17 protein-coding genes are annotated in these 14,056 nt (G+C 68.2%); 7 read left to right on the top strand and 10 right to left on the bottom strand.

The genetic code is table 11. The annotated features are described in order from the left end of the window. Positions 1-19 precede the first annotated feature (19 nt). Positions 20-1,240: an argininosuccinate synthase gene (locus BM175_RS07705; RefSeq protein ID WP_090961886.1), complete on the bottom strand. Its 1,221-nt coding sequence runs from the start codon at positions 1,238-1,240 to the stop codon at positions 20-22. A gap of 149 nt (positions 1,241-1,389) precedes the next feature. Between BM175_RS07705 and BM175_RS07700 the strand changes: the two genes are divergently transcribed. Both BM175_RS07700 and BM175_RS07695 read left to right on the top strand, forming a co-directional pair. After that, positions 1,390-2,028 (top strand): LysE family translocator, encoded by a 639-nt coding sequence (locus tag BM175_RS07700; protein ID WP_090961593.1) that lies wholly within the window; start codon positions 1,390-1,392, stop codon positions 2,026-2,028. Beyond that, positions 2,028-2,447: an EamA family transporter gene (locus tag BM175_RS07695; protein ID WP_090961590.1), complete on the top strand. Its 420-nt coding sequence runs from the start codon at positions 2,028-2,030 to the stop codon at positions 2,445-2,447. Before BM175_RS07700 ends, BM175_RS07695 begins: the two co-directional genes overlap by 1 nt. A gap of 6 nt (positions 2,448-2,453) precedes the next feature. Here the strand turns inward: BM175_RS07695 and BM175_RS07690 are convergent, their stop codons facing one another. The 8 genes from BM175_RS07690 to BM175_RS07655 form a co-directional block, all read right to left on the bottom strand. After that, entirely contained in the window at positions 2,454-3,113 is a 660-nt protein-coding gene (locus BM175_RS07690) for a glutathione S-transferase family protein (protein WP_090961587.1), read from the bottom strand. 46 nt (positions 3,114-3,159) lie between these two features. Beyond that, a complete protein-coding gene (locus BM175_RS07685; protein WP_425285265.1) occupies positions 3,160-3,396 on the bottom strand; it encodes a BrnA antitoxin family protein in 237 nt (78 codons plus the stop codon). Beyond that, entirely contained in the window at positions 3,393-3,830 is a 438-nt protein-coding gene (locus BM175_RS07680) for a hypothetical protein (protein ID WP_090961582.1), read from the bottom strand. Before BM175_RS07680 ends, BM175_RS07685 begins: the two co-directional genes overlap by 4 nt. Before the next feature lie 31 nt (positions 3,831-3,861). After that, positions 3,862-5,082, bottom strand: a complete 1,221-nt coding sequence (gene rlmN, locus BM175_RS07675; RefSeq protein ID WP_090961579.1) for a dual-specificity RNA methyltransferase RlmN — start codon at positions 5,080-5,082, stop codon at positions 3,862-3,864. Between the two features lie 201 nt (positions 5,083-5,283). Then, positions 5,284-5,784: an invasion associated locus B family protein gene (locus BM175_RS07670; RefSeq protein WP_175526792.1), complete on the bottom strand. Its 501-nt coding sequence runs from the start codon at positions 5,782-5,784 to the stop codon at positions 5,284-5,286. Between the two features lie 258 nt (positions 5,785-6,042). Then, positions 6,043-6,504, bottom strand: coding sequence for a YkvA family protein (locus tag BM175_RS07665; RefSeq protein ID WP_090961881.1), 462 nt, complete (start codon positions 6,502-6,504; stop codon positions 6,043-6,045). Positions 6,505-6,587: 83 nt separating this feature from the next. After that, positions 6,588-7,169: an RNA 2',3'-cyclic phosphodiesterase gene (thpR, locus tag BM175_RS07660; protein ID WP_090961576.1), complete on the bottom strand. Its 582-nt coding sequence runs from the start codon at positions 7,167-7,169 to the stop codon at positions 6,588-6,590. A 187-nt stretch (positions 7,170-7,356) separates the two neighbouring features. Continuing rightward, positions 7,357-8,010, bottom strand: a complete 654-nt coding sequence (locus BM175_RS07655; protein ID WP_090961573.1) for an arylesterase — start codon at positions 8,008-8,010, stop codon at positions 7,357-7,359. A gap of 95 nt (positions 8,011-8,105) precedes the next feature. Between BM175_RS07655 and BM175_RS07650 the strand changes: the two genes are divergently transcribed. From BM175_RS07650 to BM175_RS07630, 5 genes are all read left to right on the top strand, one after another. Further along, positions 8,106-8,819 carry an ABC transporter ATP-binding protein gene (locus tag BM175_RS07650; RefSeq protein WP_090961571.1) on the top strand — a complete coding sequence of 238 codons (714 nt, stop codon included), beginning with the start codon at positions 8,106-8,108 and terminating at the stop codon, positions 8,817-8,819. Then, positions 8,816-11,380, top strand: coding sequence for an ABC transporter permease (locus BM175_RS07645; RefSeq protein WP_425285264.1), 2,565 nt, complete (start codon positions 8,816-8,818; stop codon positions 11,378-11,380). Before BM175_RS07650 ends, BM175_RS07645 begins: the two co-directional genes overlap by 4 nt. Positions 11,381-11,593: 213 nt before the next feature. Then, on the top strand, positions 11,594-12,373 hold the full coding sequence (locus tag BM175_RS07640; RefSeq protein ID WP_090961568.1) for a Bax inhibitor-1/YccA family protein: 780 nt from the start codon (positions 11,594-11,596) through the stop codon (positions 12,371-12,373). Between the two features lie 140 nt (positions 12,374-12,513). Then, positions 12,514-13,071 (top strand): GNAT family N-acetyltransferase, encoded by a 558-nt coding sequence (locus tag BM175_RS07635; protein ID WP_090961565.1) that lies wholly within the window; start codon positions 12,514-12,516, stop codon positions 13,069-13,071. After that, a complete protein-coding gene (locus BM175_RS07630; RefSeq protein ID WP_090961562.1) occupies positions 13,068-13,640 on the top strand; it encodes a cysteine hydrolase family protein in 573 nt (190 codons plus the stop codon). Before BM175_RS07635 ends, BM175_RS07630 begins: the two co-directional genes overlap by 4 nt. Here the strand turns inward: BM175_RS07630 and BM175_RS07625 are convergent. Beyond that, the gene (locus BM175_RS07625) at positions 13,621-14,001 is read right to left on the bottom strand and encodes a DUF2794 domain-containing protein (protein WP_090961559.1); all 381 of its coding nucleotides are present in this window, start codon (positions 13,999-14,001) and stop codon (positions 13,621-13,623) included. The genes BM175_RS07630 and BM175_RS07625 overlap by 20 nt on opposite strands. Positions 14,002-14,056: the final 55 nt, after the last annotated feature.

The raw sequence follows: 14,056 nt of genomic DNA, 5'->3' as shown, positions 1-14,056 counted from the left end.
CATGTCTGTCCGGCGCGGCTCAGAGGCCGTTGCGCTTGGCGAGCGTGCGCAGCCGCAGCGCGTTCAGCTTGATGAAGCCGGCAGCGTCCTTCTGGTCGTAGGCGCCCTGGTCGTCCTCGAAGGTGACGAGCTTGTCGGAATAGAGCGACTTCGGGCTGGTGCGGCCGGTGACCATGACGTTGCCCTTGTAGAGCTTCAGCGTCACCTCGCCCTCGACGTGCTCCTGGCTCCGGTCGATGAGGGCCTGCAGCATCTCGCGCTCCGGCGAGAACCAGAAGCCGTAGTAGATGAGTTCGGCGTAGCGCGGCATCAGCTCGTCCTTCAGGTGCGCCGCACCCCGGTCGAGCGTGATGCTCTCGATCGCGCGGTGCGCGGCAAGCAGGATCGTGCCACCCGGCGTCTCGTAGACCCCGCGCGACTTCATGCCGACGAAGCGGTTCTCGACGAGGTCGAGGCGGCCGATGCCGTTGTCGCGGCCCAAATCGTTGAGCTTGGCGAGCAGCGAGGCCGGCGACAGCCGTTCGCCGTTGATCGACACCGCGTCGCCGCGCTCGAAGCCGACGGTGATCACGGTCGCCTTGTCCGGCGCGGCCTCGGGCGAGATCGTGCGCATATGCACGTATTCCGGCGCCTCGACGCTCGGGTCCTCCAGCACCTTGCCCTCGGAGGAGGAGTGCAGGAGGTTGGCGTCGACGGAGAAGGGCGCCTCGCCCTTCTTGTCCTTGGCGACGGGGATCTGGTTCTTCTCGGCGAAGTCGAGAAGATCGGTGCGGCTCTTGAACGCCCAGTCGCGCCAGGGGGCGATGATCTTGATGTCCGGATTGAGCGCATAGGCCGACAGCTCGAAGCGGACCTGATCGTTGCCCTTGCCGGTCGCGCCGTGCGCGATGGCATCGGCGCCGGTCTTCCGGGCGATGTCGATCAGGTGCTTGGAGATCAGCGGGCGGGCGATCGAGGTGCCCAGCAGATAGACGCCCTCGTAGACCGCGTTGGCCCGGAACATCGGGAACACGAAGTCGCGCACGAACTCCTCGCGCACGTCCTCGATGAAGATCTCCTTGATGCCAAGCATCTCGGCCTTGCGACGTGCCGGCTCCAGTTCCTCGCCCTGGCCGAGGTCGGCCGTGAAGGTCACGACCTCCGCGCCGAGCTCCGTCTGGAGCCACTTCAGGATGATCGAGGTGTCGAGACCGCCGGAATAGGCGAGAACCACCTTCTTGACGTCGCGCGGAAGAGCCATGCTGATCGTGATCCCAGTTCGGATGCCGTTGCGGCCGATCTGACGGAACTTGGCCGCAGGCGCAAGCGCGGATTGCGCGCCGGCCGTCTGGCCGTTCCTCCCGTTCGGCGGTATGGAGAAGCATCCGCCGCTCACGGGTTCGAGAGCCAATGACGTTCCTACCGGACTTGTCCGCCCTTCTCGCCTTCACGGTGGCCGCCGTCGTGCTGACGATCACGCCCGGCCCCGACATGACGCTGTTTCTCGGGCGAACGCTGGCGCAAGGGCGCACCGCCGGTTTTGCGGCCTATTGCGGCGCCTGCACCGGCTCGCTCATCCACACGACGCTTGCCGCGGTCGGCCTGTCGGCGCTCATCGCCGCATCGCCGGAGGCGTTCCTGGCGCTGAAGGTCGTCGGCGCGGCCTATCTCGTCTGGCTCGCGGTGCAGGCGATCCGCCACGGGTCGTCGCTCTCCGTCGAGCGCGCCAAGGCGCCGCCGCAGTCCTTTGCGGCCAACTGGGCGACGGGGATCGGGATCAATCTCCTGAACCCCAAGATCATCCTGTTCTTCGTGACGTTCCTGCCGCAGTTCGTCGCCGTCGGCGACCCGCATGCGGGCTCGAAGCTCTTCTTCCTCGGCGTCTACTTCATCCTCGTCGCGACGCCGATCACGGTTGCGATGATCTTCGCGGCCGACCGGATCGCGGCGACCCTGAAGGGCAAGCCCGCGGTGATGCGCTTCATCGACTGGCTGTTCGCCTCGGTCTTCTCCGCCTTCGCGATCCACATCCTCCTTGCCCGCGCCTGATGGGCTGGCTCGGCTGGGCGCTGGCCTCGGCGGCCTTCGCGGCCCTCACGGCGGTGTTCGGCAAGGTCGGCGTCGCCGGCGTCCAGTCGGACTACGCGACCTTCCTTCGAACGCTCGTCATCGTCGCGCTGATCGCGGCGATGGTGACGGCAGGCGGCCATTGGCGCTCGCCCGCTGATCTTCCCGGCCGCTCGCTCGTGTTCCTCGGGCTGTCGGGGCTGGCGACCGGCGCGTCGTGGCTCTGCTACTACCGCGCGCTGCAACTCGGACAGGCGGCGCAGGTCGCGCCGATCGACAAGCTGTCGGTCGTGCTGGTCGCCGTCTTCGGCGTCGCCTTCCTTCAGGAGCGGCTGAGCGCCGCCAATTGGGCCGGCATCGCCCTGATCGCGGGCGGGACGATCCTCGTCGCCTGGCGCTGATGCGCCTCACGCATAGGCGTAGGGGCCGCCGCGCTCCAGCGCAGCCCGGAAGGCCGGTCGCGCGTGGACCCGCTCCACGAAGGCGGCCAGATGCCGGCGATGTCCGAAACCGATGCGCGCGCCGGCCGCCTCGAGCGGAAAGCTCATCATGACGTCGGCGAGCGTCGGCTCCGGGCCGGCGAACCAGCCGGTCTGGGCGAGCGACGCGTCCCAGTAATCGAGGAGATCGGCGAGGCGTGGGGCGAGAAGGTGGGTGTCGACGCCCCTCATCAGCGCCTTGGCCACGGGCCGGACGATGAACGGCGCCTGGCCGGGAATGCGCGCGAAGACGAGTTTCATGAAGAGCGGCGGCATAGCCGAGCCCTCCGCGTGATGGAGGAAGTGCTGCATCCGCCACCAGTCGGCCGAGCCACGCTCGGGCTGGAACCGGCCGCCGCCATGGGTCTCGGCGACGTAGGTGACGATGGCGCCGGTCTCGGCCAGCGTCAGCTCGCCCTCGGTCAGGACGGGCGATTTGCCGAGCGGGTGGACCCGCTTCAGTTCGGGCGGCGCAAGAAGGCTCTTCAGCCGCTCGTAGCGCTTGACCTCGTAGGGTACGCCTAGCTCCTCGAGGAGCCACAGGACGCGCTGCGAGCGCGAGTTGTTCAGGTGATGGACGGTGATCATGCCCGGCGAACTGGCACGATCGCCCGCCTTGCCAAGGGCGGTGTTTCTATTTCCCGGCCACCTTGCGCAGGGCGTCGGCCATGCGGTCCTGCCAGCCGGGGCCCTCCTTCTGGAACCACTCCAGCACCTCGGAATCGATGCGCAGCGTCACCTGTTCGCGCCGCCCGGGAATGGCGACCGCCTCACGCACGCGCTCGGGCGCCTTGGTCGTCGCGGCCTTGAAGGCGGCCTCGGCGGCATCACGGGGATTGGTGGGGCGTCTGGCCATGGGGCGATCCTTCAGGCTTGCGGAGGGGGGAGGGCGGTCGGACGCCGGCGCCAGCTGCCCGCGCCGTGTCCGGCGACGATCCAATAGACGAGGCCGAAGGCAAGGCCTGCGACGATCATGGCGGTCTCCAGCGCCGCGCTTCCTGCGCCCGGCGGAATACGCGCAGCGGCAAAGCCGCCGGCCAGCCCCGCCGCCGCATGCAGGATCAGCGAGCGCTGCCCGAGCGCCTCGGTCAGTACCATGAAAAGGCCCCAGGGGATCAGCGCCAGCGTGCCCACCTGCGTGGCCTGCGCGAAGAAGCCGAAGACCAGTTCCGTCCAGACGAACGGATCGACGCTCGCGGACGCCGGCAGATCGATGAACGGCCACAGGAGCGCGAAGCTCGCAACAAAGCACGCCAGGACGAAGCCGGTCGGGATCAGGAACAGGAAGCGCAGGACCTGGATCACCGGAGACGCGCCGAGCCGGCCGAGCAGGACGTCACCCTGCGACCGCCGCCTCCAGCGCCAGCCTATCGCCGCGCTTCATCCGCTCCGACTCCGACTTCAGCTGGCCGCAGGCGGCGAAGATGTCGCGCCCGCGCGGCGTGCGGATCGGCGAGGCATAACCGGCCTGGTTCACGAGATCGGCGAAGCGCTCGATCTGGTCCCAGTCCGAGCACTCGTACGGGCTGCCCGGCCACGGATTGAAGGGAATGAGGTTGATCTTGGCCGGAATGCCCTTGAGGAGGCGTACCAGCTCGCGCGCGTCGTCGAGACTGTCGTTGACGCCCTTCAGCATCACGTACTCGAAGGTGATGCGGCGCGCGTTGGAGAGGCCGGGATAGGCGCGGCAGGCGTCCATCAAGGCCTTGATCGGGTACTTCTTGTTGATCGGCACGAGCACGTCGCGCAGTCCGTCCGTCACCGCATGGAGCGAGATGGCGAGCATGACGCCCATCTCCTCGCCCGTCTTCTCGATCATCGGCACGACGCCGGAGGTCGAGAGCGTGATCCGTCGCTTCGACAGCGCCAGCCCGTCGCCGTCGGAGACGACCGCGAGCGCCGACTTCACGTGGTCGTAGTTGTAGAGCGGCTCGCCCATGCCCATCATCACGACATTGGACACGAGACGCCCCTCGGAGGGGACGATCGCGCCCTGCGGCGTGTCGGCTTCGGGGAAGTCGCCGAGCCGCTCGCGCGCGGTCAGCACCTGGCCGACGATCTCGGACGGCTCGAGGTTGCGCACGAGGCGCTGCGTCCCGGTGTGGCAGAAGGTGCAGGTGAGGGTGCAGCCGACTTGGCTGGAGACGCAGAGCGTGCCGCGGCCTTCCTCGGGAATGTAGACGGTCTCGATCTCGACCGGGCGTCCGGCGCCGCGCGAGGGGAAACGGAACAACCACTTGCGCGTGCCGTCGACGGAAATTTGCTCCTCGACGATCTCCGGCCGCGCGATCTCGAAATGCTGGTCCAGCGTCGCACGCAGGTCCTTCGAGACGTTGCGCATCTCGTCGAAGTCCTTGACCCCGCGGACATAGAGCCAGTGCCAGAGCTGCTGGACGCGCATCCGGGCCTGCTTGGCGGGGATTCCGGCTTCGATCAGCGCCACGCCCATGTCCTCGCGCGACAGGCCGAGAAGGGAACGCTTGGCAGGGGCGGCGGCCGGCATCGCGCTCGGGCGGACGGCCTGCGCCGAGGTCGTGAGATCGATCGACACGCTCATGGATGCACCTTGCCCGCGCGAGGCTGCGATCGGCCCCGCTTTTCGTTCTGCGTTTCGTCTGGATCGGTTTCAAATGATCCGAAACGCGCGGTTTCGCAAGAGCTTGCGCGCGATTGCCTGCCATGCAGCGATGCGCGGACACGAAAAAGGCGCCGGTCAGCCCGGCGCCTCGGATCGTTTCGGGCCGTCGCGGCCGATGGCTTACTTGCAGTTCGCCAGCGAGTTGATCGCGGCCGTCACGCCAGAAAGCGAATAGGTGTAGTTGGTCTGCGTGCCGCGCTGCGACACCGCATCCACCTTCATCGCCTTGCCGGACTTCAGGGCGGCGACCAGCTGCGGCTCCTCGGCGGCGTTCTCGACCCAGGCGCTCTCGCCGCGCGTGAATAGCGTGAACTTCTTGCCGTCGATGTCGACCATGACCTTGGAGCCGTCCTTCATCGGATAGCCCATGACGACCTGCGGCTCGTAGGCCTTCTTGTTGCTCGGCTTCTGGGAGACGAGGAAGAAGATGTCGCCGTGATCGACGCTCGCCGGCTGCTTCGTCTTCGGCGTCGAGAGAATGTAGCAGACTTTGGAGCCGCTGGAGTCGTAGGAGTAGCTGCCCCAGTCGTTGAACTGGTTCACGCGGGTCGGGGTCTGGGCGGCAGACGCCACGCTGGAGAGCGCCACCATCGCCACCGCTGCCGTCAGAGCATGTTTCATGGAGTTCGTGTCCCCGCTTGGTCCGGAATGCCATTGGACGCACGACCTTCGAGAGGCCGAACGCGCTCGTGGCCGCAGGTTGGGCGATAAGCCTTTCCACAGGGTAAACGAACCGGAAAGTTCCGAACGGGCATTCGAAACTTCATCGCGTTCCGGCAAACGACCGTGCGTGGATGCGGCCCGCTCACGAGCGACCATCGCGACGTGGACGGAACGAATGGGGCGATAGTGGGACCGCCGGGCCGGCCGGCCGAAGGCTCAGGCCGAGCGCGCCGCCTCGTCGCCCTCGTCGCGCAACGTGTCGCGGGCGCGCTCGTAATGCTCGGGCCGGATGTTCTTCTGCACGGCCGTGAAGGCGGCGAGGAGAACCGCGGCATCGTCGGTGAAGCCGAGGCCGACGATGAAGTCCGGCACGACGTCGAACGGCAGGACGAAATAGGCGAGGGCCGCCAGAAGGATGCCGCGCGAGGCCGCCGGGGTCTGCGGGTCGAGGGCGCAGTGATACGAGGCGACGACGTCCTCCATGAAGGGAATGTGCCGGGCGGCGCGTTTCAGCGTCGAAAAGAAGCCCTTGCGCACGCGCCGCTCCTGCCGGGCCTGTTCGGCCTCGTCGCCGGGCAGGAGGATTTCGCCGACCAGCACCTTGTCCGGGGCTCCGAGGGTCGTTGTGCCGGTCTCGCTCGTCGTGTTGCCGGCGATCGGCCCGCCTTCGCTCGTCATGCCCGTCTCCTCGAAATCGATGGCCCCCGCGCCCGCCGATATGGCGCGGTCCCGGTCGGGTTTCAAACCGGCCGGGTCGGCCGTCAGCGGGCGGCCATCGCCAAGGTGCCCGTGTCGCGCTGGCTGGGCAGGGCGTCGAGCGGGAAGGCCTCTTCCATCACGTAAGGGCCGCCACCAACCGAGTCCTTCGACGAAAAGAGCACGAAGCGCGAGGTCTGGAAGGTCGGCGCGCGAAAGCCGCCGCGTAGCGCGAGATAGTGCGCGACCTCCTCGCTCTTGCCGTTTCGCAGGCGCGCCAGCGTGACGTGGGGCGTGAAGCGGCGGGGGTCGGCGGGAACGCCGAGGCGCTGCAGGATGCGGTCGATCTCGCCCTGCAGGAGGTCGAGCGGCCGGGACGGCTCGACATCAGCATAGACCGAATGGGGCTTCTTGCCGCCGAAGGCGCCGAGACCGCGCAGCGTCACCGGGAAGGGCGCGCGCGAGACGCGGTCGAGCGCGGCGACGATCTCGTCGGCGAGACGCGCCTCGATGTCGCCGATGAATCGCAGCGTCAGATGATAGTTCTCGGCATCGATCCAGCGGGCGGAAGGCAGGCCGCCGCGCAGGAAGGACAGGGACATCGCGGCGTCACGCGGGATTTCGAGGGCGGTGAACAGTCTCGGCATTGGACGATCCTTCCCGTTCGGGGCCACGCTCGAGACCAGGCGCCTGCCTGTCACGCAAACGCGACCAAGTGCCTTACCCCATCGAAACTTTCATCACGGATCGTGGACTTCAAGGCTTGGCCGAGGCTTCTGCACAGAAGCGGTTCCGGCGTTGCTGCGATGCACCGCGCCGTCGGTGACGGCGGCATCAGCCCTGCGCGCGGGCGCTCGCCTCCAGCGCCTTGATCACCTGCGGCAGAATGCCCTTGACGATCACGGCCACGCCCTGCGCGTTCGGGTGCATGTAGTCGGCCTGGTTCAGGCTGCCGTTGCCCGCGACACCCTCGAGAAAGAACGGATAGAGCGGCACGCCGTGCTTGGCGGCGAGCTCGCCATAGATCGGGTTGAACTTCGCGGCGTAGTCCGGACCCATGTTGGGCGGGCTGATCATGCCGGCGAGAAGCACCTGCGTGTTCGGCCGCGCCTTCAGCTTGGTCAGGATGGCGTCGAGATTGTTGCGGGTGACGTCCGGGCTGACGCCGCGCAGGGCGTCGTTCGCCCCGAGCTCCACGATCACGACTTGAGCGTCCGCCGGCACCGACCAGTCGAGCCGGGCAAGGCCCCCGGTCGTGGTGTCGCCCGACACACCCGCGTTGACGACGCGGGCGGGATGCCCGGCAGCGTTCAGCGCTGCCTGGAGCTGGTCGGGAAAGGATTCGCCGGGCCCGACGCCGTAGCCGGCCGACAGGCTGTCGCCGAAGGCCACCACCTGCGGTGCGGTCTCCTGCGCCCGCGCCGGCGCGCCGAGCGCCAAGCCGAGACCGATCGTCACGAAGGCGAGAAGCGATTGGAAGCGCTGCATGGGCCACCCATATTCCGCGTTGCGGCACAACGCCCCGCTCGCCCGAATGAGGGCCCGAGACGCGTGTCCGAGCACGATATAGGAAGGACGTCGCCTTGGCTGAAGCAGCGGTCCGGTTACGAAATGTTCAACTGACGCTGGGAACGGGCCGCAGCGCGGTGCATGTCCTGAAAGGCATCGACCTCGACGTCGCGCGGGGCGAGTCCGTCGGCATCGTCGGCCCCTCGGGCTCCGGCAAGTCGACGCTCCTGATGGTTCTGGCGGGCCTCGAGCGCGCGGACGACGGCCTCGTCGAGATCGCGGGCCAGGCGCTCGGGCCGATGAGCGAGGACCAGCTCGCCGCCTTCCGCGGGCGCCATGTCGGCATCGTCTTTCAGTCGTTCCACCTCATCCCCAACATGACGGCGCTCGAGAACGTCGCCGTGCCGCTCGAGCTTGCCGGTGTTCCCGACGCCTTCGCGCGGGCCGAGCGGGAGCTCGCCGCCGTCGGTCTCGGCCAGCGCGTCACCCACTATCCCGGCGAACTCTCGGGCGGCGAGCAGCAGCGCGTGGCGCTCGCCCGGGCCCTCGCGCCCGAGCCCGACATCCTGATCGCCGACGAGCCGACCGGAAATCTCGACGGCGAGACGGGCGGTCAGGTCGCCGATCTCCTGTTCTCCGAGCAGGCCCGGCGCGGCATGACGTTGATCCTCGTCACCCACGACAAGACGCTCGCCGCGCGCTGCGGACGCGAGGTCGCCGTGCGGTCCGGCGTGATCGAGCGCGGGTCGGCCCCCGCCGCCGCAGCCTTCGCGGAAGCCGCGCAGTGAGTGCAGCCGCGCCCTCCGCGCGCTCACGGGCCGGTTTCGCGCTCGCGCTCCGCTTCGCCTTGCGCGAGATGCGCGGCGGCCTGCGCGGCTTCGTCATCTTCCTCGCCTGCCTGACGCTCGGCGTCGCCTCGATCGCCGCGGTGAACTCCGTGTCCGAGATGATGACGACCGGCATCCAGCGCGAAGGCCGGACGATCCTGGGCGGCGACATGCGCTTCGGCCTGAACCAGCGCCAGGCGAGCCCGGAGGAGCGGGCCTGGATCGCCGGCTACGGCACCGTCACCGAGATCGGTTCGCTGCGCTCCATGGTGCGCCTGCCCGACGGCTCCAACCAGACGCTGAGCGAGGTCAAGGCGGTGGACGGGCTCTACCCGCTCTACGGCGCGATCGGCTCCGAGCCCGCCATCCCGCTGCCGGACCTCCTGGCCGGGCGGAACGGCCGCTTTGGCGCGCTTGCCGCGCCCGAGTTCTTCGATCGTCTCGGCATCGCGCCTGGCGCGACGATCCGTCTTGGCAACATCGAAATCGAGCTGAGCGGCGTCCTGACGCGCGAGCCGGACGTCTTGTCCGACGGCTTCAACTTCGCCCCGCGCCTTCTGGTCTCTCTGGATGCGCTGGCCGCGTCCGGCCTCGTCCAGCCGGGTTCGCTGGTCGAATACGACTACAAGCTCCGCTTCGCCGACCCGGCGACCGATCCGGAAGCCGTGAAGGCGCAAGCCAACCAGCGCTTCCCGCAGGCCGGCTGGAGCATTCGCGACGCCAGCGAGGCCGCGCCCTCGCTTCAGCGCAACATCGAGCGCTTCTCGCAGTTCCTGACGCTTGTCGGCCTCACCGCGCTGGTGGTCGGCGGCGTCGGCATCGCCAACGCGGTCGCCGCCTATCTTGATTCCAAGCGCACCGTGATCGCGACCTTCAAGAGTCTCGGCGCGAGCGGCCGCTTCGTGGTCACGATCTACCTCGTCCAGATCCTGATCCTCTCGACGGTCGGCATCGTGCTCGGGATGCTCCTCGGGGCGACGGCGCCGTTCTTCGCCGCGCGATTCCTCGAAGCCCATATCCCGGTCGCCGCCGAGGCCTCGGTCTATCCCGGCGCGCTGCTGCTCGGGGCGCTGTTCGGCTATCTCACCGCGCTCGCCTTCGCGATCCTGCCGCTTGGGCGTACGCGCGACATCGCGGCGACGGCGCTTTTCCGCGCCAATGACGGGCCGGGAAGCCTTCGCATGCGCTGGGCCTATGCCGGTGCGGCGCTCAGCCTTGCCGCCGCGATCGCCGCGCTGGCGCTCGTCATGTCTAGCGACAAGCGGGTGGCCGGCGTGTTCCTCGTGGCGACGGGCGTCGCCTTCGTGATCCTGCGCCTCGTCGCCATCGTGATCCGCTGGGGCGCGGCGCGTCTGCCGCGCGTGCGCTCGACCCCTCTGCGGCTGGCGATCGGCAACATCCATCGCCCCGGCGCGCTGACGGCCTCGGTCGTCCTGTCGCTCGGTCTCGGGCTGACGCTCCTCGTCACGCTTGCCTCGATCGACCGGAACCTTCGAGCCGAGATCGGCGGCACCCTGGCGGCGCGCGCGCCGAACTTCTTCTTCGTCGACATCCAGTCCGCCGAGGTCGAGCCATTCCGCGCCAAGATCGCCGAACTCGCGCCGGGCTCGACCCTGACCGACGTGCCGATGCTGCGCGGGCGCATCACGCAGCTGCGAGGCGAGGACGTGTCGAAGATCGAGGTGCCGCCGGAAGGCGCCTGGGTGCTGCGCGGCGACCGCGGCATCACCTACGACGTGACACTGCCCGACGGCGCACGGCTGACGGCGGGAGAGTGGTGGCCGGCCGACTATGCCGGCGAGCCGCTCGTGTCGTTCGCCGCCGAGGAAGCGGGCGAACTCGGATTGAAGCTCGGCGACACGATCACCGTCAACGTTCTCGGCCGCGACATCACGGCCCGCATCGCGAACCTGCGCGAGGTGCAGTGGGAATCGCTCGCGATCAACTTCGTGATGGTCTTCTCGCCCAACACCTTCGCAGGCGCCCCCCATGCCTGGCTCGCGACGCTCGACATGGCGAACGACACGCCGGACGCCGAGCGCGCCGTCCTGTCGGGCATCTCCAACACCTTCCGGGCCGTGACGACGGTGCGCGTCAAGGATGCGCTGGACGCCGTGAACGCGCTCGTCGCGCAGCTGGCGCTCGCGATCCGCGCGGCGGCGGCCGTGGCGCTCGTCGCCTCGGTGCTGGTCCTCTCGGGCGCGCTTGCGGCCGGCAACCGGGCGCGCGTCCACGACGCGGTGGTTCTGAAGACGCTCGGCGCGACGCGTGCGACGCTGATCCGCGCCTATGTGACGGAGTACATGTCGCTGGGCGCGGCGACGGCGCTGTTTGCCGTCGGAGCCGGGGCGCTCGCCGCCTGGTATGTCGTCGCGCGCATCATGCGCCTGCCCTTCGCCTTCGACGGCGGGCTCGCCGTGATGACGCTGGTGGCCGCGCTGGTCCTCACCGTCGGCTTCGGGCTGGCGGGCACCTGGCGCATCCTCGGCCAGAAGGCCGCGCCGGTTCTCAGGGAGCTGTGATCCGCTAAACGCGGTTAACGCCCGCCAAATAACGGAAATTTAATCGCCAAAGCCGCGTTACGGCGGTCGTCGGGCTTATCGACGGCCTTGTGAACGGGGGGGCACCTTCGCATATTTCACGGCAAAGGCAGCTGCGAGTCCCGCCAGCGGCGCCTCGGCCCGGTCGCGGGCCGAACGACACCCGACGGGACACTACGCGAAAGGACGACGTTGATGGCTGAAAAATGGAACCAGGGCGTGAGGAGCGTTCCGGCTGCTGGCAGCCGGGTCGACGCCTCGATCGACCAGGGCCTGCGGGCCTACATGCTCAAGGTCTACAACCTGATGGCGATCGGTCTCGTCATCACCGGCGCGGCGGCCTATGGCCTGTTCTCGCTGGCGACCACGACCGACCCCTCCTTGGCTGCCGCCCAGATCAACGGCACCATGCTGACGCAGCTCGGCGTGACGGTGTTCGTCTCGCCGCTGAAGTGGGTGCTGATGCTGGCGCCGCTGGCGATGGTGTTCTTCCTGTCGTTCCGCGTCCACAAGATGAGCGTATCGGCCGCGCAGACGACCTTCTGGGCCTATGCCGCGATGGTCGGCCTGTCGCTGTCGACGATCTTCCTCGTCTACACGCAGGAATCGATCGTCCAGGTGTTCTTCATTACCGCCGCCTCGTTCGGCGCGCTCTCGCTCTTCGGCTACACGACGAAGCGTGACATGTCGGCGATGGGCTCGTTCCTGATCATGGGCGTTTTCGGCATCCTCATCGCGATGCTCGTCAACATCTTCCTGCAGTCCTCGGCGCTGGGCTTTGCGATCTCGGTGATCGGCGTCCTCGTGTTCGCCGGCCTCACGGCCTACGACACGCAGCGCATCAAGGAGATGTACTGGGAGGGTGACGACACGCTGGTGGCAGGCCGCAAGGCGATCATGGGCGCGCTGTCGCTGTACCTGAACTTCATCAACATGTTCATGTTCATGCTGCAGCTCTTCGGCAATCGCGACTGAGCGATCCCGGTCACGGTAGGACAGATGGAAGGGCGGCCTGCCGGGGCCGCCCTTTTTCGTGGGCCCTTTCCGGCTTTGCGTTGAGGGGTGGGGGCGGCCCCTCTAGAGTGATGGTTGCCGATTCCTCGAATGCAGACCCGATGAGCGCCTTTACGATCCGCAACGCCACCCCGGCCGATATTCCGGCGATCACCCGTATCTACGAGGAAGCCGTGCTCTACGGCACCGCGACCTACGAACTGACGCCGCCGGACGAGACCGAGATGGCCGCGCGGATGGCCAACACGCTGCGCCAGGACTATCCGTATTTCGTCGCTTGCGACCGGGACGGCGCGGTGATCGGCTATGCCTATGCCGGCCCGTTCCGCGCCCGGCCCGCCTATCGCTGGACAGTCGAGGACTCGATCTACCTCGCGCCGGAGGCCAAGGGGCAGGGTGTCGGCACGGCGCTGCTGCGTCGCCTTCTCGACGCCTGCCAGGACAAGGGCTTTCGCCAGATGATCGCGGTGATCGGCGGAGCCGACAACCAGCCCTCGATCAAGGTGCACGCCAAGCTCGGCTTCACCCATATCGGCATCTTCGAAGGGTCGGGTTTTAAGTTCGGCCGCTGGATCGACACGGTCTTCATGCAGTTCGCGCTAAACGGCGGCAAGGAGACGCTACCGGACGAGACCGTCTATCCCGGCACGCTGACGTGACGGAGGCCCTCGTCGTGATCGACGTGCAGCGCGCCTTTGCCGAGTGGGAGGCCGCCGGCCGCCGCCGCAACAACCCGGACGCGCTCGCCCGCATCGCCGAACTCCTGGCCGCATTCCGCGAGGCGGGCCTGCCGATCATCCACATCCGGCACGAAAACCGCATGCCCGGCTCGTCCTTCCACAACCGAGCCAGCGGCTATGCGGTGGAGGCGGACGCGCGCGAACGGGCGGGCGAGCCGGTGATCGTGAAGAGCGTCAACAGCGCCTTCATCGGCACCGACCTCGAGGCGCGACTGCGGGCGGCGGACGCCCGGATGGTTGTGATCTGCGGCGCGACGACGAACCACTGCGTCGAGACGACGACCCGCATGGCCGGCAATCTCGGCTTCGACGCGGTGCTCTGCGAAGACGCGTGCTGGACCTTCGACCTCCGGGGGCCGGACGGCCGCGTCCACCCTGCCGAGGAGGTCCACGCCATGACGCTCGCCAATCTCTCCGGCGAGTTCGCGCGCATCGCCACTGTGGACGCCCTGATACGGGAACTCGGCCTCACTCCTCGATCAGCTTGAGGCTCTTGTCGAAGACGCGCAGGACCAGATCCAGTTCGTGGCCGCGCTTCATCACGAGACCGCTGGCGGCGGTGACGCTGAAGGCGCCTTGGCGGCGTGCGAGCTTCGGGTTCTTTTCGATCCGGAACAGGGGCATCTCGGACGCGCGGCGGAAGATCGAGAACACGGCGCGGTCCTTCAGGGTGTCGATCGCGTAGTCCCGCCACTCGCCCGCCGCCACCATGCGCCCGTAGACCCGGAGGATCTGGCCGAGTTCGTGTCGGTCGAAGGACACGATCTCCGGCGCGGGCGAGGACCGGACCGTCGCGAGATCGATCAGGGTGGCGGAAGGCTGCGGCTGCGAATCGGTCAAATCGTCCATTCCCCATGTCCGGGCCGCCGAAACGGGCCGGCGGTGTCGGTCAGGCCCCTCGAGA

The sequence above is a fragment of the Aureimonas phyllosphaerae genome, assembly GCF_900113065.1.
Classification (GTDB): Bacteria; Pseudomonadota; Alphaproteobacteria; order Rhizobiales; family Rhizobiaceae; genus Aureimonas; species Aureimonas phyllosphaerae.
The sequence above is the reverse complement of the archived record's forward strand: the minus strand, read 5'-3'. Positions and strand labels throughout refer to the sequence as shown.